This window comes from Patiriisocius marinistellae, from assembly GCF_009014635.1.
GTDB classification, from domain to species: Bacteria; Bacteroidota; Bacteroidia; order Flavobacteriales; family Flavobacteriaceae; genus Patiriisocius; species Patiriisocius marinistellae.
In genome coordinates, this window is sequence record NZ_BKCF01000001.1 from 367,511 (window position 1) to 389,106 (window position 21,596).

The window sequence follows — 21,596 nt, forward strand, 5'->3', positions numbered from 1 at the left end:
AAAAGGGACTCAATATGAGTCCCTTTTTTATATAATTAATTACCTCTTATTTTATTAATAGTTTTTTAGTTTCAGAAATTCCTTGAGACGTAATCGTTACAAAGTACATACCTGTGCTAAACCCTGCAATATCAATTGTCGCCGTTGTTTTTCCTCCCATTTGTACGTTTGAAATAGTTTGAACTGTTTGTCCTAAACTATTGACAATTAAAATGGAAGCATCAGAAGCAGTTTCAGAAGTCAAATCAACAAAAACTTTGTCAGAAGCTGGATTAGGATAAAGTGTAATTCCTGCAAGAGCATTATCATTAATTCCTAATGTTGAGGTCAAGTTGATATTGTCAATGAAAGTACTATTTCCGTAGCCATTAATATTAATAAATTTAAATTGAGCAACCTCACCTAAATATGGAGTTAAATCGATAGATTCATTTCTCCAATCTGAGGCATTTTCAGGTTGCCAATTTCCTGTTTCATATCCAGATAATGTTGATAAATCAAGATTTGTTTTATTGTAGATTGTTGTAAAAGTTCCACCACAATCTATTGAAACCTCTACACGCATGCTATCAAAAAGCGTCGCTGAATATTGTGCTTTTGCTAAATCGAATGTCAATGTTGCTGTGGTTGCTGAAGTAAGATCAAAAATTTCAGTAGTTAAAACATCTTCTTCCCCTGGTGCATTATAGCTATAATTATCAACAAACGCAGCCGTTGTGTTATTACCGTCACTTCCTGTTATTCCACTTTCTTCAACCCAAGTTTCATCATTATCTACATTTGTGATTGACCATCCAGCAGGTGGAACTCCATTTGTTTCAAAATTTTCTTCAAAATCTAGCGGTGTTGCTTCTGTAATTGCAAAGAAATCCAATGTAGCAACATCATTACTTGCGTTTTGGTCACCAGTTAAATTAACTGTAATTGTTAACGTATAAGAACCTGCAGTGGTGATTGAAAGCGGTGTTGCAAAGTCAAAAATTACTTGGTCTCCAGAGTTAATTGTTGCTGTGAATGTTTCTGTGACTATAGCTTGACCACTTAATTGATAAGTCACATCAAAATTGCTTTGTGGATCAATACCAGTATTTCTAATTACTGCAGAAACAATAACATCACTTGAGCCTGAACATACCGTCGAAAAGTCACCAACATCGTTTCCAACTTCAATTACTCCAATATCATTTGGTAATGAACAGTTAAGTAATCCACCTCCATGTGAAATTGCTATTGTACGACGAGATGTCCAGTTTTCTGTATCATTTTTAGCTACAATCGCAGCCCAAATTGTTGCATTAGGATCTGCAATAGGTACTGTAATTGTTGTCGTCGTTGCATTCCCTGCTACTTCCATAAATTTATTTCCTAGAAGATATACATCGTATGACTCAGCATCTGCTAAGGCATCCCAGACAAATGTAGCCTCATCAGGGCATACTTGTGAAAATGCAAAACCTTCAACTTGATTTGTGATAGAAAAATTAGCATTACTATCATCAGTAAATACACCACTTGTCACTCTTATTTGTGCTGCTCCTGTAATAGTTGTAGGAACACTCCATCCATAATTTGTAACGTTTGATCCCACTGTTGCAATGGCTGTCCAGCTTGTTCCTCCATCGGTTGAATATTCTAAATCAAAATCTGCAGTTGTATTTATCGCATCCCAGTGTATTGACTCGGTTTCACCAGCAACAAAACTTTCACTTCCGTCAGGATAAGTAACTGTAATGTTATCAGAGATAACTTCATAAACTACAAAATATTCTTGAGGGCCAACAGGAACATTAAATCCTGAAATATCTAACGTGTAATTACCAGCAGCAGGGTTATTAATTAAAACTTGCTCTACGTTATTTAAATGGTCTTCCCCGTTAGTCGCAGGGTTATCAAGTGTAGTTGCATTAGGAGTTGGATCTAAAATCCAAGGAAGTAATGAATTACTTGCAGGGTCATTTACCACTAAATCAAGATCATTTACAAGTGCTGGGTTTGCTCCAGCTGAAGCTTGTACATCACTCCAATATAACATAAACCTAACTTGAGTAGTCCCTGCAGGAACAGCAATTGTATGATTGTTTGTAGTTCCCTGCGTAATATTATCACTTAAATATCTATTATCTTCAATAATTTTTGCTGCACGTAAACCATTTACGATTCCCCAACCAAATTTATAATCAGGGCCTATATTTCCAGCTTCATTAGCCGTATTTAACAAAGCCGCTTTAATCAAAGCAGATTGCGGTAAATCACCTCCGTTTAAATCCCCGTAGGCTTCATAAAGTTGCGCAGAGATTCCAGCAATTCCTGGAGCTGCACCAGAAGTACCTCCAAAAGACATATATTGATTGTTCTCGTCAGTTGAATTTTGATTTTGACCATTTGCTGCGATATCTGGTTTTATTCTTCCATCATGTGCAGGACCTCTACTGCTTGAGTTTACTAACTCTCCATCAAAAAATACATTTGCAGTAGCAATCACATTTTTACCTTGTTTGTGTCCTCCAGTAATATTTCCCCATTGATTACCAGCTCCATAACCACAATTTTGATTATTTGAGTTACCCGCAGAAAACACATGCAATAAAGAAGGTATATCTTTTGTTTGTTCATCTACTCTACTTGTAATTGTAGTATATCCATCATTACAACCGTTACTATATGAAGAGTTTGTAATTTGTACACTACCATCGTCAATACGTGAAGTTGTTGCATTATCTAAAAAGTTTGCTTGATAATTAGTAACAAATACATTTGAGCCTGCTGCCATTCCTCTCATCATAGGATTAAGATTTCCTGCACCTGCCATAATCCCACCTACGCCATCGCCATGAGTTTGGCCTGTCCCAGAAGCACTACTATTATCTATACGCCCTTGAAAATCTATATGAGGACCTACAATCCCATCATCACGTACCATAACTCCAATACCTTCGCCAGTATAATTTCTTCCTGCAGTGGTTTGTGTATCAAGATTACTAGATCTATGTAAACTCCTTCCTCTTGTGTCATCTTTTACGTCGGGAGCAACTATAAGCTCTACCCATTTTACAAATGGTAAATTTGAAAGTGTTTCTAAGCAATTATTAGGAATCGAAAGATCAAAAACATTATGCCCCTTATATTCTTGCTCAACAATAATCTGTTGCTTTGTTAACTCATCAATAACATAATTTGAGTCAGCATGCTTCTGAAATTCTAATGTAACAAAAATGTTATCTCCATTCAAAGCATAAGCTGGGTAAGGAGGCATTTTTAAAGCTGAAGACAACTTATACTCCCCGTCTATAGGAACAATTGCTCTAACTCCATTATCTTTTAAATATTGAATTGAAACGTTTTCTGGAAAATAAAAAACATACGCTTTATTAGGTAAATACTCTATAAGTTCAAACCCTCTGCTTTTAAAATCATTTTGGATCTCTTGAGTAGGAGTTTCAAAAAATTGAATCCAACCATAATATCCATCCATAAATTTTGAGGATTCTGGCATTTCACTCCATTGAAAAGAGTTAATGTTTTCTTCAACTACTACGACTTCATCTTGAAATTGAATAGTATAAGGAGATTGTGCTAATAAAGCCATGCTTAATAATAGCATTAAAAATGTAGTTGCTTTTTTCATATTTTCTGAAATTATAAATGCGCCGTTTTATTTAGCACATAATTATACTTACTCAAAAATAATGAATAGAAGTGATTGCCAAAAAGCGTTTTGACCAAAAATATCTCAGAAAAAACTCACAAATAATAAGAATAACTCATTATTTAACTAATCAAACAATGCCTTTAGTTCTGTTGCTGCTTCTGGTTTAATCTTACCAGCAAGTAATAAGCTTAATTGCTTACGACGTAAAGCTGCAGCAAAACGAGTTTTTTCTAACTCGCTTTCTGGGGTTAGCGGAGGTACTGGAACTGGGTTTCCCATTTCGTCAACTGCAACAAAAGTATATATGCCTTCATTAGCCTTACTACGAATACCACTTTCTCTATCTTCAATCCATACATCCATAAAAACCTCCATTGAGCTTTTAAAAGAACGAGAAACTTTTGCTTCAACTGTAACAACGCTTCCTAGTGGGATCATCTTATTAAAAGCAACATGATTAACTGATGCTGTTACAACAATTCTACGACTATGTCTGCGTGCAGCAATACTAGCAGCACGGTCCATACGAGCTAATAATTCGCCACCAAACATATTACCTATTGGGTTAGTTTCACTAGGCAGAACAAGGTCTGTAATTGTTGTACAAGATTGCGAAGGTGTCTTTATTTCCATTATAGATGCCCAGAAAATTGGGTCGAATTTAAATTTTGCGCAAAGGTAAGCAGTTAAGCCCAATTTAAGCTGTTATTAAAAACGAGAATTTGATTTTTTGAAAAACTTTAGGACAACTTTGAAAGTTAGAAATTAAAGAAAAAAGCAATAATTAATTCTCTAATTCCTTTACTAACAACCAAGCATCTTTATTTTCAGTGCGTTTTATATTGCGCAGCGAAGTTAATGCCTCAAGACGATTTTCATAACTTGCATACACCACTTGATGTAAACCATATTTATTTTCCCCTATTAGTTTAGCAGTAAATCCTTTTTCATGAAGTTGCGCAACCTTGGTAGTTGCGTTTTCTTCTACCCTAAAAGCACCAGCTACAATATGGTATTTTCCAGTTTGCTTAGGTACTGCAACCTCAACCGTAGGTAAAGGATTTGAAATTATAAATGTAGCTTCTTGAATTTGCTTTTGAACAAGTGTTTCTGCTTTTTGCTTTTGTACAAAGTTATGGTCCTGGACACCGCTTTCATACAATTTCATACCGCCTAGACCTGCGACTGCAACAGCAATTAAACCTACAGCAGCATATTTAATATAAGGTGTGTTTCTTTTGCGAGGGGTAAATAATAAAGGTGTTTCGGTAGTTTCAGCTGCTGAAATATTAGTTTCAATAACACGACTAACTTCTGATGAAATAAACGTAGTTAAACCAAAAGAACCCGCATCAAAATTTTTGTTTCCCGAAGGGAAAAATTGAACTACTCGTTCTTTATTAAAAGAAAAGTCACCAATGTTATCTAGCGAAACAGTTTTGCCTTCACTTAAATTTAAAGAAAGTTTTCCTGTAAAATTTCTAATTTTTTGAAGTGCAACCTCATAACTAATTCCCTGAGCACTTGCAACATAGTTTGCTAAAAGACCATCATTAGTTTGTAACTGTCTGTTAAAAGAAATTGATTTTCCCGGAGGATAAAATGTATGTGTCTCAATATCAATTTGAGCAGACGCATAATGCGTTAAAAATGCCCCAAAACCTGGGATTATCACGCACTCGTAGCGGTATAGTAAATCTTGTATGTAAGTTGATAATTGCACTAAAGCAAATATACTTTTTTTTGTTTTTTTATCGAATTCAAAGCACGCAACTTATTAACAACTCAAAAATACGTATCTTGAAAATCTCCCTAATTTATACTTTAAGTCTTCATTTTGAATGGCTAATATTTCAGAAAAAATTATTTTAATTTCTGAAATATTAAGACTGGAATACTTTTTCAATAGCATAAACATTTAAAATATGCTTTCTAAAACCGAACTTTTATACACACTCGCATTACAACGCGTCCCAAATTTGGGTGACACTTCAGCAAAAAAACTATTACACAACATAGGCAGTGCCGAAGGAATTTTCAAAGAAAAAAAATCCAATTTGCTAAAAATTGATGGCATTGGTGAGTCTAAATTAAAGGACCTCGAAGAAAGTAGGTTATTAGACGAAGCCAAAAGTGAAATTCAATTTATAGAAGCAAATAATATTGAGTATAGTTATTTTAAAGATAAAGCATATCCTGAAAGATTAAAACATTGTCTTGATGGTCCTATATTATTTTTTCAAACTGGAAATTTAGATATTCAAAATAGAAAAATGCTTAGCATCGTAGGGACTCGTAAAGTAACAAGTTACGGGCAGGCTTTTTGTGAAAAATTAATTGAAGAGCTAGCAGCGATTAATCCTGTTATTGTTTCCGGGTTTGCATATGGTGTTGATATTACTGCACATAAAGCTGCTATGGATAATGGGCTGCAAACGATAGGATGTTTAGCTCATGGCTTAAACCAAATTTACCCTAAAGTTCATAAAAAGTATGTAGCTAAAGTAGAAGAAAACGGTGGATTTATTTCAGAATTTTGGAGCACAGATTCATTTGATCGAAATAATTTTTTAAAACGTAATCGTATTATAGCAGGTATGAGCGAAGCTACGATTGTCATTGAAAGTGCTGAAAAAGGAGGAAGCTTAGTCACAGCTGATATTGCAAATAGTTACAGCCGAGAAGTTTTTGCCGTTCCAGGTAGGGCTACAGATAATCAAAGTGTGGGTTGTAATAATCTTATTAAAACAAACCAAGCGAGAGTAGTCACCTCTGCAGCAGATGTTATTTATATGCTAGGTTGGAAACTTGATGAAAATGCAAAAAAACCACTTCAAACATCACTCTTCATTGAATTTACCGCAGAAGAAAAGCTCATTTATAATTTTCTAAAAGAAAAAGATAAAGAGCTTCTTGATATTATTGCAATTGAATGCCAATTGCCTACTTATAAAGTTGCAAACTTGCTTTTAGGAATGGAACTAAAAGGAGTTATTAGACCTTTACCAGGTAAATTGTTTCAATTAATTTAATACCCTAATTTCAAACGTACGCGCTCTAAAACTCCATTTGCAACGACTTTAGCTTTTTCTGCACCTACTTGTAATGCTTTATCTATTTCGGGTAAATTGTTCATATAGTAATTGTAGCGTTCACGGGGTTTAGCAAATTTCTCAACAATTAATTCGTATAAAGCTTGTTTAGCATGGCCATAACCATAATTTCCGCCTTCGTAATTTGCTTTCATCTGCTCTATTTCAGTTTCCGAAGCCAATAAAGAATAAATTGCAAAACAGTTACAAGTATTCCAGTCTTTTGGTTCTTCGAGTGGTGTGCTATCTGTTTCAATTTTCATTACTTGCTTGCGCAATTTTTTGTCTTCCATAAAAATATTGATGGTATTCTCTCTTGACTTGCTCATTTTATGACCATCAAGTCCTGGAACAAGTTTAGTATCTGTTTGAACTTGAGCGTCTGGAATTACAAATGTTTCACCCATTTGTGCATGAAAACGAGATGCTACGTCGCGGGTCATTTCAATATGCTGCAATTGGTCTTTTCCTACGGGGATAATGTTTGCGTCATATATTAATATATCTGCAGCCATGAGCATAGGATATGTAAATAAACCTACGTTTACATCTTCTAATCGGTCTGCTTTATCCTTAAAGGAATGAGCTAAAGTTAACCGTTGAAATGGGAAGAAGCAGCTTAAGTACCAAGATAATTCTGTCACCTGGGGTACGTCGCTTTGACGATAAAAAACTGTTTTTTCTACATCAAGACCAAATGCTAGCCATGTTGCGGCGGTACTATACGTATTACTCTTTAATATCTCGGCATTTTTAATAAGTGTAAGTGTATGAAGGTTTGCAATAAAAAGAAAGCTATCATTTTTAGGGTTGTTTGCCATCTCTATCGCTGGCAATATAGCTCCTAAAATATTTCCTAAATGTGGCGTTCCTGTGCTTTGTATTCCTGTAAGTATTCTTGACATGTTGAGGGCGTCTTAACGGATAACTTTTAAATTAAAATCAATCTTTTAGCAAAGTTACTTTTTTTAGGCTATTTACGTCAGGCAAATTGCTAATTTTGGCGTTTATGAGAATACTGCTGTATCCATTTTTTTTATTATACCGTATTTGGTTTTATATCCTTATGGCATTACCTATTCTTGTTATGTTTCCTTTTTTGGTTATCTCTATTTTAAAGCAGGAATGGTACCCATATTTTTTTAAGATGGCACGCATTTGGGCCACAGTAATTCTTTTTGGAATGGGATTCTTGCCTAAAATTAAACGTGACGTACACTATAAAAAAGGCCAATCATATATGTTTGTCTCAAATCATACTTCAATGACAGATATAATGATGATGCTCTACAGTACTAAAAACCCTTTTGTTTTTGTTGGGAAAAAAGAGTTAAGTAAGATTCCGCTATTTGGTTTCTTTTACAAGCGCACCTGTATCTTGGTTGATCGCAAAAACCCAAGAAGTCGCAGAGATGTTTTTGAAAGTGCACAACGCAGATTAAATCAAGGTTTGAGTATTTGTATTTTTCCAGAAGGTGGTGTTCCAGATGACACGAGTATGATTCTTGATGAGTTTAAAGACGGTGCTTTTAGATTAGCCATTGAGCACCAAATACCAATTGCACCAATGACATTTCATGATAATAAAGAACGGTTTTCTTATGAGTTTTTTAGTGGTTCGCCTGGTAAGATGCGTGTTAAAGCACACGCACTAATTCCTACTCAGGGACACAAATTAGAAGATAAAAGAGCAATAAAGAATCAAACCCGTCAAGTTATCTTAGAGGAGTTGAATGCTGCTAGTGTATAAAAAAGCCATCTCATGGCGACGAGATGGCTTTTCAATCATTTTGTTTGGCTTCCCAAACACCAATTAAATATAACCTACTTACTTAAAATTTAAAACTCAATCCAGTATAAACACCAATATAATAAGGTTTAAAATTCACAGTGTTATCTGTGTATGGATTAAGTTGATACTTAAACATAGGTTCAACATTAAACTTAAACTTACTTGACAATTTGTAATCAAACCCTAACCCAACATTTGTAGAGAAGCTTACATTAGATAAATTGTTGGCCTCGCCCAACGTTTCATTAAAATTTCCTGCGGTTACGCTTACTTCATTATTTCCTAAAAAAAGTGTACTCATACCACCTATAATATTAACACCCAGCTTTGTGTTAAAAAGTGCATATTTTAACTCTAGTGGCACTTCGTAATAAGATATATTTTGATTTAAGAAAACCTCACCGCTTGTTGATTTAGGACGTATTTCTCCAAAGGTGCCATCATTTGAAGCTTCAAAAGTTCCCGCATCTTGCGGGATTAATACACTTTGTGGGTTGTTATAATCAACACTCCTCAAGGCGGCCGAAATAGGACCATTGCCTAGCTCAATACCACTAGTACTATAGCTTAAATCAACATTACTAACTCCTGTACGAATACTCAACCTATTATTTACCGCATAACTAATACCCACACCATAACTAAAATTAACATCGCCGCTTTGTGAGTTATCTGCAAATGACGCATCTATTGAGGAACCTTCACTTAATGTATTATAATACACTGGAGCAAAATTAGGCGCTACTTCCCATCTGTTTTTTGGTGGGTCTTTTTTAACAATCGCATCTTCTACATTAACTTTCTTTTGCTCGTCAATAGCATCAAAAATTGATTTTTTAGTAGCTTCAACATTTTTTTCCTTTTCTTCTAATGGCATTTCTTGTGCAATAACTTCTTCGGAAATATTAATTTCATTTTCCTTAAGGAATGCAGGATTATCATTTTTTTTAGAGGTGTCTTTTTCAACCGAAGCATTCTTCATGGCAATCTTTTCATCAATTACAGTTGAATTTTGAATACCTTTTTTATTTATCAAATTATCGCCGTTTTGAATAGCAAAAGCCTCATCTTTTTTATTATTAATAGTACTTGATACGGCGTTTTCAATTAACTCTTCTTTTACGCCTTGATTTTTAAGTTGATTAGTTTGAGCAGCTACACTTTTGTTTATTGAATTTATATTATTTTCAGAATTACTATTTGTTGTTGCTGTTTTTTGTGTCGCAGAATATGCATCATCACCAGAAATTTCAGAAGAAGGGCTTACTCTTTTTAAAGTTTTAAAATTAGTTTCTTCAACAACTTCTTCTTCTTTATGAATTTCTGTTATTTGTTTGTCAGTGTCTATTAGGGGAGAATGATTATTGTCTTCTTTAAGTATTTTTGTCTCTTTTGAATCTTCATTAACAATAGAATTATTATTATTCGTGTTATCCCAAACTGAACTTCCAATAGTAAACATCAATGCTAAAATTGCAGCAAGACCACCCATTTTCCACCATAATGGAATCACCTTACGGTCTTTTTTCTTCTCCTGCAACTGTGCTTGGATATTCTCCCAAACATGCGGAGGAGGAGTCGCTTCAAATTGATTAAAGCGCTCTTTAAAAAGTGAGTCTATGTTTTTTTTATTTTCCATCTTTCTTACCTACCCTGGCAAGTATCTTAGGTGTTTTATATAACTATAAATCAGTTTTTCTATAATCAATTACTTTTGTTTTTAAAATTCCTCTGGCTCTTGCTAGATTTGATTTAGACGTTCCATCGCTAATTCCTAACAAATTTCCTATTTCTTTATGAGAATAACCATCCATGACATACATGGTAAATACCAATCTATATTGGTCTGGTAGTTCTTGAATTATTTTTAACAAAAAATCTAGCGGTAAGCCTTCGTCAATAATATCCTCATCTGCTGTATCCTCAATCTGCCCCTCATCTTTAATATCAAACACTTTTTGTTTTCGATATTTTTGTAAGACTGTGTTAACTGTAATTCGTTTAATCCAGCCCTCAAAAGATCCTTTACCTTTAAATTGACCAATTTTATCAAAAATAGTCATAAAGGCATCTTGCAGATTATCTTCTGCTTCAGTACTATTAGGAGAATATCGTAGGCAAATGGGAAAAAGCGCATTACTATAACGTTTGTACAATTCTCCTTGGGCCCTAATATCCTTCTTTTTGCAGCCTTGTATGAGTTCATCTAAAGTCAAATGCAGTACCTAGGTTAGTTAGTTTAATAGTAACTCACATAAAAAAGTAAGTAACAACCGGAATAACTTTGGCTTCTACAATTAGTAGATACCTGATTGTTAAGAGGGTTGCGTATAATCACCAATTTTTATTTAATTGTTACTTAAAGAATTAAAGTTAATATATAACTATTGATTTGTTGAGGAGAACTGAATGCGAATATAGGAAAGAATATGCTTTTATTCTTTCCTTCAATTTATGCCTTCAATAGATTTATAATTATCTCATAATAGTATAACAACTATTTGTAAAAACCCCCAAATTCCAAAAGTGAATTTTTGGAATTTGGGGGTTTAGTTTAATTAAATTCTTTCCTAAGAATATATAAAACAAGAGATTTAAGCTTCTGTAAGCGCCTTAATACTATCTTTAATCTTTATTTCAAGTTCTTCCATTAGTTCTGGATTATCTAACAATAGAGCCTTAACTGCATCTCTACCTTGTCCTAGTTTTGTATCATCATAACTAAACCAAGAGCCAGCTTTTTTCACAATTTCAAAATCAACCCCTAGATCAATAATCTCCCCAACTTTTGAAATTCCTTTACCGTACATAATATCAAATTCGGCTTTCTTGAATGGTGGGGCTACTTTATTTTTTACAACCTTTACTCGTGTTTTGTTACCTAAAACCTCACTATTGCTATCCTTAATTTGAGTAGAACGACGAATGTCTAATCTTACTGAAGCATAAAACTTAAGAGCGTTACCACCAGTAGTAGTTTCAGGATTACCAAACATTACTCCAATCTTTTCACGCAATTGGTTAATAAATATAACAGTACAATTTGTTTTACTAATTGAACCAGTAAGTTTTCTAAGTGCTTGGGACATTAGCCGGGCATGTAATCCCATTTTACTATCCCCCATTTCTCCTTCGATTTCACTTTTTGGTGTCAATGCCGCAACAGAATCAATAACAATAATATCAATAGCACCAGAGCGTATTAAATTATCCGCAATCTCAAGTGCTTGTTCTCCATTGTCTGGTTGCGAAATTATTAAGTTCTCAATATCAACTCCTAAACTTTCAGCGTAATAACGATCAAAAGCGTGCTCTGCATCAATAAATGCTGCTATACCTCCTTTTTTCTGAGCTTCAGCAATAGCATGAATGGTCAATGTAGTTTTTCCAGAAGACTCTGGTCCATAAATTTCAATAACTCTTCCTCGTGGATAGCCACCTACTCCTAAAGCAACATCTAATCCTAGAGAACCTGTAGGGATTGTATCAACTTCAACTACAGTTTTATCACCCATTTTCATGACAGTTCCTTTTCCGTAAGTTTTGTCAAGTTTGTCAAGAGTTAATTTAAGTGCTTTTAATTTTGCTTCTTTTTCTTTATCGTCAGCCATGAGAGATTTTTTTATTTGATGTTTAAGAATAAGTCAAAAACATACCTAATTTTTAATCTTGTGGAATTTTTCCATCAAAATAGGATGTAAATATAACGAATATTGGAATATTTCCAAAACTCTTTTGAGTTTCATTATTTTTTAATAATCACAAAGTGAGAAAATAATAATTTCTTTAATATAGAAAACTATTTTATAGTGGTATTCTCGAAGAAAAATATTATTATTTATTCTAATTAATATTATAAAATAAACGAAACCCTAAGTATTTACACTTAGGGTTAAAAAAAGCTGAACAATAGATTTTGTTCAGCTTTAATAAATATGTAATTTTTAATATAAGACTATTTATCTTATCCAGCTAATGCCTCTGCACCACCAACAATTTCTAAAATTTCATTAGTAATTGCAGCTTGACGTGCTTTGTTATATTTTAATTTAAGATCATCACGTAGCTCTGTTGCGTTATCAGTTGCCTTGTGCATTGCTGTCATACGCGCTCCGTGTTCACTCGCTACACTGTCTCTAAGCGCTTTAAATAATTGCGTCTTTAAACTCTTAGGAATCAACCCCTCAACAATTTCTTCTTTTGAAGGCTCAAAAATATAATCAATATTTGATCCACTAGTTTCAACTTCTTCCTTTCTAGGTAGAATAGGTAAAAATTGTTCTGTTATTATCTCTTGGGTCGCTGCATTTTTAAAGTGATTATATACTATAACAATCTTATCATATGTACCAGCACTAAATAAATCCATTAACATTTGAGCAATAGCGGATGAAGCATCAAAACTTAGATCATCAAAAATAGCTACGTTATGTTCAATAACATTGCTTGTTTTTCTAATTATATCATTCCCTTTTTTCCCAATAGTAAAAAAATCAACCTTCTTTCCAGCGTAGGTTTCATTAGCTAACTTATTAGATGCTTTAATTACATTTGAATTAAAAGCACCTGCAAGCCCACGGTTTGAAGTAATTGATACCACTAACACTTTGTCTACCTCACGTTGTTCTGAGAAAGTGCTTCCACTATCATCATCTAAGGTTGCACTTAAGTTTTGTAGTAACTCGGTTAATTTTTCAGAATAAGGACGCATTGCTGTAATAGCATCTTGTGCCTTTTTCAACTTTGCAGCAGATACCATTTTCATGGCACTCGTAATCTGCATTGTCGATCCAACGGATTGGATTCTGTTTCTAATTTCTTTTAAATTCGCCATTCATTTTAATTAAAGAGTGATTTTAAATCACATCTGTTATAAAAGTCCTTCGATAATCTCAGGGTGACAATCAATAATAATATTCCCACAAATTTTTAAAATCGTGGGAATTGTAATTAAGCTTTGTATTTAGCAGATAAATCAGCAGCTACAGTAGTCAATGTATCGATTACCTCATCTGTCAATTTACCAGACTTTAATGTATCTAAAGTTGATCTATGCTTGGTATTCAAGAATTCTAAATAATCTCTTTCAAATTCTTTTACTTTTTCAATAGGTACGTTACGCAATAGGTTTTTAGAACCTGCATAAATAATAGCAATTTGATCTTCTACTGTAAATGGTGTATTCTCACCTTGCTTTAAAATCTCTACGTTACGCTTACCTTTTTCAATAACATTTAATGTTGCAGCATCAAGATCAGAACCAAACTTTGCAAACGCTTCTAATTCACGAAAAGCTGCTTGATCCAGTTTTAATGTACCAGATACTTTTTTCATTGACTTAATCTGTGCGTTACCACCTACACGAGATACCGAAATACCTACGTTAATCGCTGGACGTACACCAGAGTTGAACAAGTCACCATCAAGGAAAATTTGTCCATCTGTAATAGAAATTACATTTGTAGGAATATATGCAGATACATCACCCGCTTGAGTTTCAATTATAGGAAGAGCTGTTAATGAACCTCCACCTTTTACTATTCCTTTTAAAGATTCTGGAAGGTCGTTCATGTCTGCTGCAATCGCATCATCATTAATTACCTTAGCCGCACGCTCTAACAATCTTGAGTGTAAGAAAAATACATCTCCAGGGTATGCCTCACGTCCTGGTGGACGACGTAACAATAGTGATATCTCACGGTAAGCTACTGCTTGCTTTGATAAATCATCATAAATAATTAAAGCAGGACGACCTGTATCTCTAAAGTACTCACCAATTGCTGCACCGGCAAAAGGAGCATAAACTTGCATTGATGCAGGGTCACTCGCGTTTGCTGCAACAATGGTTGTGTATGCTAATGCACCTGCTTCTTCAAGTACTTTAGCAATGTTTGCTACCGTTGACGCTTTTTGTCCAATGGCAACATATATACAATATACTGGTTCCCCAGCATCGTAAAATTCTTTTTGATTCAAAATGGTATCAATACAAACAGTTGACTTACCTGTTTGACGGTCACCAATAACAAGCTCACGCTGTCCTCTACCCACAGGAATCATCGCATCAATAGACTTGATACCCGTTTGTAATGGTTCAGTTACCGGCTCTCTATAAATTACACCCGGTGCTTTACGCTCAAGTGGTAACTCATAAGTTTTACCTTCGATAGGACCTTTACCATCGATAGGCTCTCCAAGAGTGTTTACAACACGCCCAACAATACCTTCACCTACTTTAAGTGACGCAATACGTTGTGTACGTTTTACAGTTGCACCTTCGATAATTCCTTTTGAAGGACCTAACAATACAACCCCTACATTATCTTCCTCTAGGTTCAATACAATACCTTCCATACCGTACTCGAACGCTACCAATTCTCCGTATTGAGCGTTAGCAAGCCCGTAAACACGTGCAATACCATCACCTACAGTTAATACAGTTCCTACCTCATCAAGTGAAGCTGTTGCTTCAAAACCGGTAAGTTGTTGCTTTAAGATTGCTGAAACTTCAGCTGGTTTAACTTCTGCCATTTTATGAATGTTTGTGGTTATGGTTTCCCAATAACCTTTCAGTTATAATTGTACTTATTCTTATTTAATGCCGAAATATTAAAACATCGACATTTATTTATTTTTAAAACCCACTATATTGCATATTCAAAAAAATTAGGACAATGCCCAATTCATTTCCGAAGCACTACAGAGACTTTGTAAATTCTCTCTTTAAATTTCCAAGTTGATTAGCGATACTTGCATTGTATTGCAAATCGCCAACACGAAGGATAAATCCTCCTATTATACTCTCATCTATAGTATTCTCGATAGTTACTTGATCACTACCAGTCATCTCTTTTACCTTAGCAAGAACTTTTGTCTCTAACTCAGGAGATAATGCCACTGCTGTAGTAACTTTTGCTACTTTAACACCTTGCGCTTCATTATAAAGGTTAATGTAACTTGATGCTACATCCCCTAATAAATTAATACGCTTATTTGCAGTAAGAATTTGAATTAATCCTTTAGTAACGTCACTATTACTTTCAAAAATTTTTATCAATGATTTTTCCTTGTCCTCTCCTTTTATAATAGGACTAGCTAATACATTGCGTAATTCTTTGCTTCCAGCAAGTGTGTCTTGAACAGATTTCATATCGCCAAATACAACGCTACCTATATTGGCTTCATTGGCTTGATCCAAAACTGCTTTTGCATATCGTATGGCTGCTCTGTTGCTCATATTAATTATCCGCTAACGGATACTTGTTTAATTAAACTTAGTTTAAAGTTGCGTCGTTCAACATTGTGTCAACTAAAGCTAATTGCTTTTCTTTATTTGACAACTCATTTTTCACAACTTTTTCTGCAATCTCTATTGAAAGGTTTGCAACTTGTGCTTTAATCTCAGCAACAGCAGCTTTCTTTTCTGCTTCAATAGTTGCCTGTGCGTTAGCTATTGTTTTATTTGCAGCTTCGGTTGCTTCTTCTTTAGCGTCAGCAATCATTTTTGCTTTGATTTCTCTAGCATCTTTCATCATGGCTTCGCGCTCAGCTCTTGCTTCTTGTAATAACTTTTGGTTATCAGCTTGCAAGTTTGCCATTTCTAACTTTGCCTTTTCTGCAGCATCAAGTGCTCCTTGAATTCCTTCTTCTCTATCATTTAATGAATTAAGAATAGGTTTCCAAGCGAATTTTACCATAAGGAAAATTAACACTAAAAATAAAACTGTTTGCATTACAAACAATCCTGGAGAAAAGTCATTTAATAAAGTTTCCATATCTATGTCCCTTTGAGGGTTATATATACTATTAAAATTGTTTAAAAACTCATCTCCTGCAACCAACCGTTACAGGAGTATGAGTTGGGTTTTGTGTGGATTACTTTCCTAAGAAAAGTGCTCCAAATGCAAGACCTTCTAAAAGTGCCGCGATAATAATCATCGCAGTTTGAATCTTACCAGTTGCTTCAGGTTGACGAGCAATACCTTCCATGGCAGCTCCACCAATTTTACCTAAACCAATTCCAGCTCCGATTACGATTAAACCTGCACCTACTAAATTTGGTACATAAGTCACCATTTCTTCCATAATAAAAATGTATTAATATTAATTAAACAAAAAAATACTCATTAAATAAAGTCTGCACGCACATCTTCTGCGTCAGGAACTTCGTGACCATGATCATCATGATCGTGATCGTGGTCATGCTCTGCAACAGACATACCAATAAATAGTGCAGAAAGCATTGTAAATATATATGCTTGAAGAAATGCTACTAGCACCTCAATCAAAGTAATAAACATTGATAAAACAAACGATAAAATTGTTGCTCCAGGAGCACCTAGCTCTGCTTTCATAACAACCATAATACCTATTAAACTCATAACAACAATGTGTCCTGCACTAATGTTTGCAAAAAGACGCACTAATAATGAAAATGGCTTAATTATAAAAGTTCCAGCTAACTCAATAATTGCTAATACTGGACGAATTAAAACAGGAACTCCAGGCATCCATAAAATATGTTGCCAAAAATGTTTGTTACCACTTGCGACATAAATAATCAAAGTAAAGATTGCCAAACAAGCTGTAATTGCTAATTGACCTGTAACGTTAAAACCAAATGGAGTAAGACCTAAAAGATTCAATATCCATATAAAGAAAAACACAGTTAATAAATATCCTGTAAACTTTCTGTATTTAGGCCCTATGTTTGGCTTTGCAATTTCATCACGCACATAAAGAACCAATGGCTCTAAAACACGACCAAAACCTGTTGGAATCTGTTTTGTCTTATATTGCCTAGCAAGCCTTGAGAACCACAACAACATTAATAGACCGATCATCATAACTCCAAAAACACTCTTCGTTATAGAAAAATCTAATAACTTTTTTGCATTTGTAGGGTGGTGCTCAGCATCAAAATTTACCCCAGAAGCTGTAGCGTCCAATTCATAAATTTTGCTATGTAGCTTTGTCAATTTAACTCCATTTTTCTCAACAATTACCTTTCCTGCGTCATCATGATGAAACTCAGAAGACATAAATGTTGTTAATCCATTACTTGTCCACACTATAACTGGTAATGGAAACCCCACATGCTTTCGCTCACCGTCACTTGTATATGAAAACAAATGAAAATCATGAGAGTCTTTTATGTGGTGTAAGATATACTCCGTCACTTCTTCTTGAGTATTTACCTCTCCGCCGTCTTGAGGATTCAAGTTCTCTTCTTTAACACCAGCAAAACTAATTGCCGAATACAAAAAGAATAATACACTTAAAGTTTTAATAGAATATGCTGCTATCTTCATTGCTTTTATTTCAAAAAATAATGCTTGCTTAAATTTGGCGCAAAAATAGGTACTTTCTAGATAATATGCAGACAATATTTTAGGTAAATATTTTTTATATATTTCTATTGATAATTTTAACAATAATTGAGACTTCAATAAGCAGAAAAATAAAAATAGGAATCAACATTGAAAGACTGTCAGCCTTTGATAATACTAGTGATGAGAAAAGTAACTCATTGAACACTACACAAAATACGGTAATTTTAAACACCATTGACCCCAAGTATAAAAATCCTAGTTGGTCATGCATTTTTGGGATTTTTAATGCGATTATTTCAAAAAGGACACATAAAAAAAGAGTAAATAAAGCTTGAAAAAGATATATTCTTCTTATTTCGAATGGATGTTGGATCTCATTATATGAAATTAAAAAAGAATGTATTTCGTGGAAAAGGAAAAATGCAGTAACACATATTAAAGTATAGTAAAAAAATCTTTTGAGCATAGTTACTTATTCATCTGATTGACACCTTTGATAATAAGGTACATAGAAATAAAAACTGCGATCATAGTTACTGTAGGCTCCCAGAAAGTAGTAGTGTATTGTCCATCTAACCAACCGCCTAAAAGATTACCAAGATAAATTGTTGCTCCCATTTGTAAAGCAATAGAAGAAAAACGCAACCATTTACTAGGCGATTCGTTCTTCTTTTTTGGATTTTCCATCGTTATTTAAAGATTTAACACCATTGCCCATCTTGCAAGTTGCATTCATTTCGGCTCCAGGCTCCACAGCTAATTTTCCAACAATAACATCACCAATGATTTTTGCTGAAGAGCGTAATGTTAAAAGATTTGCGACTGTTAAAGTACCCTCAAACGTTCCTTCGATATCAGCTTGTTCACAATTCAACGTTCCAGTAATAACTCCTTTTTTTCCTAAGACAACTTTAGAAGGCGTATTTACATTACCCTTAATGATTCCATCAATTCTAAAAAAACCTGTTGACTCAATATCTCCTGTTATTGAAGTCCCTTCATTAATTCTATTTTGATTAGCTCCCGGTTCTGTGGAAACGTTACTAGGCTTTCTATTCTTTTTATCAGATAACATATTATAATATTTTGGGGAGACTCGTTAATTATTCTACACTTGGATTTAAATAATCATTGAGGTTTTTATGAATTTGAACAATTTTATAATTTTCGGAAGAAATACCAAAAGAGTTTCTTGTTATTCGATGTTCAGAAGCTTCTTTTACTGGATTTGCTAGTTTATCACCAAATCCTTCAGAGCCCAATTTAGAGTCTAATCCATGAACTACTACAAATTGTTTTCCAGGCGCATAGTAATCTATTGATGTGTATAGCTTATTGTCATATTTATAATATTTGATGGCATTGTCAAGCTTAGTTTTAAAAGCTGAAATATTTGAAGCTTCATTGGCATCAAATTGATACATTAACTTGAATTTTGTGCTTTCTTCAGAAGACACAAACGTAGTGCTTTCGATTTGAGGCAATGTTTTATTATAAATTACTTGTGCCTGCTTACCTTCTTCTGAATTAGGATACGTTAATGAAACAAAGTTTAAAGCTTTTTTATATGCATCAAAGCCATCTTGCCTACCTATTGCAGTTGCTTTTAATAATTCTAATTTTGGCACAATATCATCGCCATTATATAAAGTGATGTATTCTTCAGTTTTCCTAATTACGTCTGCATATTTACTTGCTTCAAATTCTTTATAAAGAGCGTTATATTTAAATTCTGGACTAGATTCATCTGTTGCCAATTGCGTGTTAGGATTTCTTAAAATTTCCGCGTAGCGTGAATCAGCATGATTTGTTAAAATGTCATTCTTATATTTTGAGGTGTTTGACGCGTCTTCTAATTGCCCGTAGATTTTATACAGATTATATTTTGAAGGTAATATTAATCGCTCCTCAGGATTATAAGTGAGTAATTTTTCAAGTCTATTTGCGGCTAAGTCGTACTCTTTAAATTTCTCTTTATAAATCAGCCCTAATTGATAATAAGCAAAATCCCTGTCTTTAGTCAAGCTATCAAGCACTTTTTGTTCAGAGGGAATAGTTTCAATGTAAGATTGTGGATTGAATAACGCGGACTCTGAAACAGCAACCCCTGCGTCTTCTATTTCATTATAATTAGCAATCCCTGAGTTTTGACTTGCACTTCTTCTCCAGTTATCTTCATTAACTCTTTCTCCCCAGTTTTTTTCAAATTCAAGTTTCCCAAAAGAAACTGTTGTGGGATTATAGAAATAAAAATTTCCTCCTCCTGCACTTGGCCCAGAAGTTTTGCCCCCCCCTTTAAAAAATTCGTTGTTAGCAATTCCTCCTTTTCTTGATTGTTTTGCTATAGCTATAGAATCTGCAATTGCTTTTGCTCTTAACCCATCAGTATATTCAGTAAAGTATGCAAGACGTTCACCTTCGCTCATATTAGCTATTCTTAATATGCTATCGTTAAGTGTTGCGATATCTTCATATTTAATAACATCATCAAGGTTTTCTCTTTTCTTAGAGATACGACGCCATCTTCTTGAATTTACTTCAAGGTTTGTTAACGTGCTATCATAGTATGCCCCTGCGGTTTTATAAGCAGCTTCATCAAAATTCATTTCTGCTAGCGTTTGATAGTTAAAAGATTGTAACGTTAAATCATTATTAAATGCTTTAATTGACTTATTATAATATGCAACAGCAAGACTATCTTTCTTTTCATTACGGTGATAATCACCTATCATATTGTAAACCTTATCTAAAAATGGACGGTTTTCTCTATCCTCTTCAAGGTCTGTAAGCAATTCTAAAAATTCCTCTTTGTTTCCTTTATTATAATCAAAATTCTTTGCCTTTGCTATATAGGCGTTGATCATATAAATTCTTGCAGTCTTACGATTTAAATCAATCACTTCATCATAAGCCATATTGGCACTATCTCGCATTTCAAGTCTATCGTATAATTGTCCTTTTATAAAATTAAAGCGTCCCTTAAGTTCATTGTCGTCTACCGTTTCTGAAGCTATTTTCATATAAGGCAAAGCCTCCGGAAGTGAATCTAAATTAATATAAGCTTGTGCAATTTGAGCATGTGCATCTGCCATTACAGCATCATCTTTTATCTCAGACTCCTCAAGCATTTTCTTGAGGTTTTCAATTGCATAATCCTCATTCTTTAATCTAATATTTGTCTTCGCTTTCCAAACCTTAGCATTATTAATATTATTGCTTGTTGCGTATTTGTCTAAAATAAAATTGAACGCGTCCAGTGCAGGAATAAATCGGTTATCATAATAACGAGCTTTTCCTAAAAGCATATATGCCTCATCAATTTGAGGATTATATTCTTGCCCATTGATAAACATAGAGTGTTTCTGTATTGCTTTTACAGCTTTCTCTTCAGCTTTGTTGAAATTAGGGTCCTTTCCATTTTTATCTAATTGAACCTCATCGATTACTTCAATGCGCTCAACGGTTAGTATTTCGTAGTAGTTATCTTGATACCCTAATGAGAGGCCTTCTTTTCCTGCATCAAAAGCATTATTTCCATTAAACAATGTATTATACTCTGTGGAAACAGCGTGGAGGTTGCGATTTAAAAAAGTGTTCTTCTTTCGGGAACAAGCTGTTACTGCTAGAATTGTAACAAGAATAAGTGTAGTATATTTAATGCGCTTCAAAATCTTTATAATTTGTATGTTATACTAACTAAAAAGTGGTTCTTTTAGTATGTAAATCAACGA

Annotated in this window: 19 protein-coding genes; 2 read left to right on the forward strand and 17 right to left on the reverse strand. The window is 34.0% G+C overall.

Annotated features, from left to right (window positions below):
* Nucleotides 1-46: 46 nt before the first annotated feature.
* The 3 genes from GB234_RS01590 to GB234_RS01600 form a co-directional block, all read right to left on the reverse strand.
* On the reverse strand, nucleotides 47-3,625 hold the full coding sequence (locus tag GB234_RS01590) for a S8 family serine peptidase (RefSeq protein ID WP_151892757.1): 3,579 nt from the start codon (nucleotides 3,623-3,625) through the stop codon (nucleotides 47-49).
* Nucleotides 3,626-3,772: 147 nt separating this feature from the next.
* Nucleotides 3,773-4,282 (reverse strand): acyl-CoA thioesterase, encoded by a 510-nt coding sequence (locus GB234_RS01595; protein WP_151892758.1) that lies wholly within the window; start codon nucleotides 4,280-4,282, stop codon nucleotides 3,773-3,775.
* 151 nt (nucleotides 4,283-4,433) lie between these two features.
* Entirely contained in the window at nucleotides 4,434-5,372 is a 939-nt protein-coding gene (locus tag GB234_RS01600) for an HU domain-containing protein (RefSeq protein WP_151892759.1), read from the reverse strand.
* A gap of 202 nt (nucleotides 5,373-5,574) precedes the next feature.
* Between GB234_RS01600 and dprA the strand changes: the two genes are divergently transcribed.
* Complete coding sequence (gene dprA, locus GB234_RS01605; protein ID WP_151892760.1) at nucleotides 5,575-6,681, forward strand: DNA-processing protein DprA; 1,107 nt, start codon at nucleotides 5,575-5,577, stop codon at nucleotides 6,679-6,681.
* Here dprA and trpS read toward each other — a convergent pair.
* Nucleotides 6,678-7,646 carry a tryptophan--tRNA ligase gene (gene trpS, locus GB234_RS01610; protein ID WP_151892761.1) on the reverse strand — a complete coding sequence of 323 codons (969 nt, stop codon included), beginning with the start codon at nucleotides 7,644-7,646 and terminating at the stop codon, nucleotides 6,678-6,680. The two genes, dprA and trpS, sit on opposite strands and share 4 nt — an antisense overlap.
* Nucleotides 7,647-7,750: 104 nt before the next feature.
* Between trpS and GB234_RS01615 the strand changes: the two genes are divergently transcribed.
* Nucleotides 7,751-8,491: a lysophospholipid acyltransferase family protein gene (locus GB234_RS01615; RefSeq protein WP_151892762.1), complete on the forward strand. Its 741-nt coding sequence runs from the start codon at nucleotides 7,751-7,753 to the stop codon at nucleotides 8,489-8,491.
* Between the two features lie 82 nt (nucleotides 8,492-8,573).
* On the opposite strand, the gene GB234_RS01620 is transcribed toward GB234_RS01615, so the two are convergent.
* The 13 genes from GB234_RS01620 to porW all read right to left on the reverse strand — a co-directional run bounded on the left by GB234_RS01620 (nucleotide 8,574) and on the right by porW (nucleotide 21,533).
* A complete protein-coding gene (locus GB234_RS01620; protein ID WP_151892763.1) occupies nucleotides 8,574-10,172 on the reverse strand; it encodes an outer membrane beta-barrel protein in 1,599 nt (532 codons plus the stop codon).
* A gap of 43 nt (nucleotides 10,173-10,215) precedes the next feature.
* A complete protein-coding gene (locus GB234_RS01625; protein WP_151892764.1) occupies nucleotides 10,216-10,749 on the reverse strand; it encodes an RNA polymerase sigma factor in 534 nt (177 codons plus the stop codon).
* A gap of 378 nt (nucleotides 10,750-11,127) precedes the next feature.
* Nucleotides 11,128-12,144 (reverse strand): recombinase RecA, encoded by a 1,017-nt coding sequence (gene recA / locus GB234_RS01630; RefSeq protein WP_151892765.1) that lies wholly within the window; start codon nucleotides 12,142-12,144, stop codon nucleotides 11,128-11,130.
* 353 nt (nucleotides 12,145-12,497) lie between these two features.
* Nucleotides 12,498-13,367, reverse strand: coding sequence for an ATP synthase F1 subunit gamma (gene atpG, locus GB234_RS01635; RefSeq protein WP_151892766.1), 870 nt, complete (start codon nucleotides 13,365-13,367; stop codon nucleotides 12,498-12,500).
* A gap of 116 nt (nucleotides 13,368-13,483) precedes the next feature.
* Entirely contained in the window at nucleotides 13,484-15,064 is a 1,581-nt protein-coding gene (gene atpA / locus GB234_RS01640; protein WP_151892767.1) for a F0F1 ATP synthase subunit alpha, read from the reverse strand.
* Between the two features lie 166 nt (nucleotides 15,065-15,230).
* Nucleotides 15,231-15,770, reverse strand: coding sequence for an ATP synthase F1 subunit delta (gene atpH / locus GB234_RS01645; protein WP_151892768.1), 540 nt, complete (start codon nucleotides 15,768-15,770; stop codon nucleotides 15,231-15,233).
* Between the two features lie 37 nt (nucleotides 15,771-15,807).
* Entirely contained in the window at nucleotides 15,808-16,308 is a 501-nt protein-coding gene (locus GB234_RS01650; RefSeq protein WP_151892769.1) for a F0F1 ATP synthase subunit B, read from the reverse strand.
* Nucleotides 16,309-16,408: 100 nt separating this feature from the next.
* On the reverse strand, nucleotides 16,409-16,609 hold the full coding sequence (gene atpE, locus GB234_RS01655; protein WP_111815511.1) for an ATP synthase F0 subunit C: 201 nt from the start codon (nucleotides 16,607-16,609) through the stop codon (nucleotides 16,409-16,411).
* A gap of 50 nt (nucleotides 16,610-16,659) precedes the next feature.
* Nucleotides 16,660-17,844 carry a F0F1 ATP synthase subunit A gene (gene atpB / locus GB234_RS01660; RefSeq protein WP_151892770.1) on the reverse strand — a complete coding sequence of 395 codons (1,185 nt, stop codon included), beginning with the start codon at nucleotides 17,842-17,844 and terminating at the stop codon, nucleotides 16,660-16,662.
* 94 nt (nucleotides 17,845-17,938) lie between these two features.
* On the reverse strand, nucleotides 17,939-18,331 hold the full coding sequence (locus GB234_RS15335) for a DUF6168 family protein (RefSeq protein ID WP_371863328.1): 393 nt from the start codon (nucleotides 18,329-18,331) through the stop codon (nucleotides 17,939-17,941).
* Between the two features lie 2 nt (nucleotides 18,332-18,333).
* Nucleotides 18,334-18,552, reverse strand: a complete 219-nt coding sequence (locus tag GB234_RS01665) for an AtpZ/AtpI family protein (protein ID WP_151892771.1) — start codon at nucleotides 18,550-18,552, stop codon at nucleotides 18,334-18,336.
* Complete coding sequence (locus tag GB234_RS01670; protein ID WP_151892772.1) at nucleotides 18,518-18,940, reverse strand: bactofilin family protein; 423 nt, start codon at nucleotides 18,938-18,940, stop codon at nucleotides 18,518-18,520. The genes GB234_RS01665 and GB234_RS01670 overlap by 35 nt, the downstream gene beginning before the upstream one ends.
* 28 nt (nucleotides 18,941-18,968) lie before the next feature.
* Nucleotides 18,969-21,533 (reverse strand): type IX secretion system periplasmic lipoprotein PorW/SprE, encoded by a 2,565-nt coding sequence (porW, locus tag GB234_RS01675; protein WP_151892773.1) that lies wholly within the window; start codon nucleotides 21,531-21,533, stop codon nucleotides 18,969-18,971.
* Nucleotides 21,534-21,596: the final 63 nt, after the last annotated feature.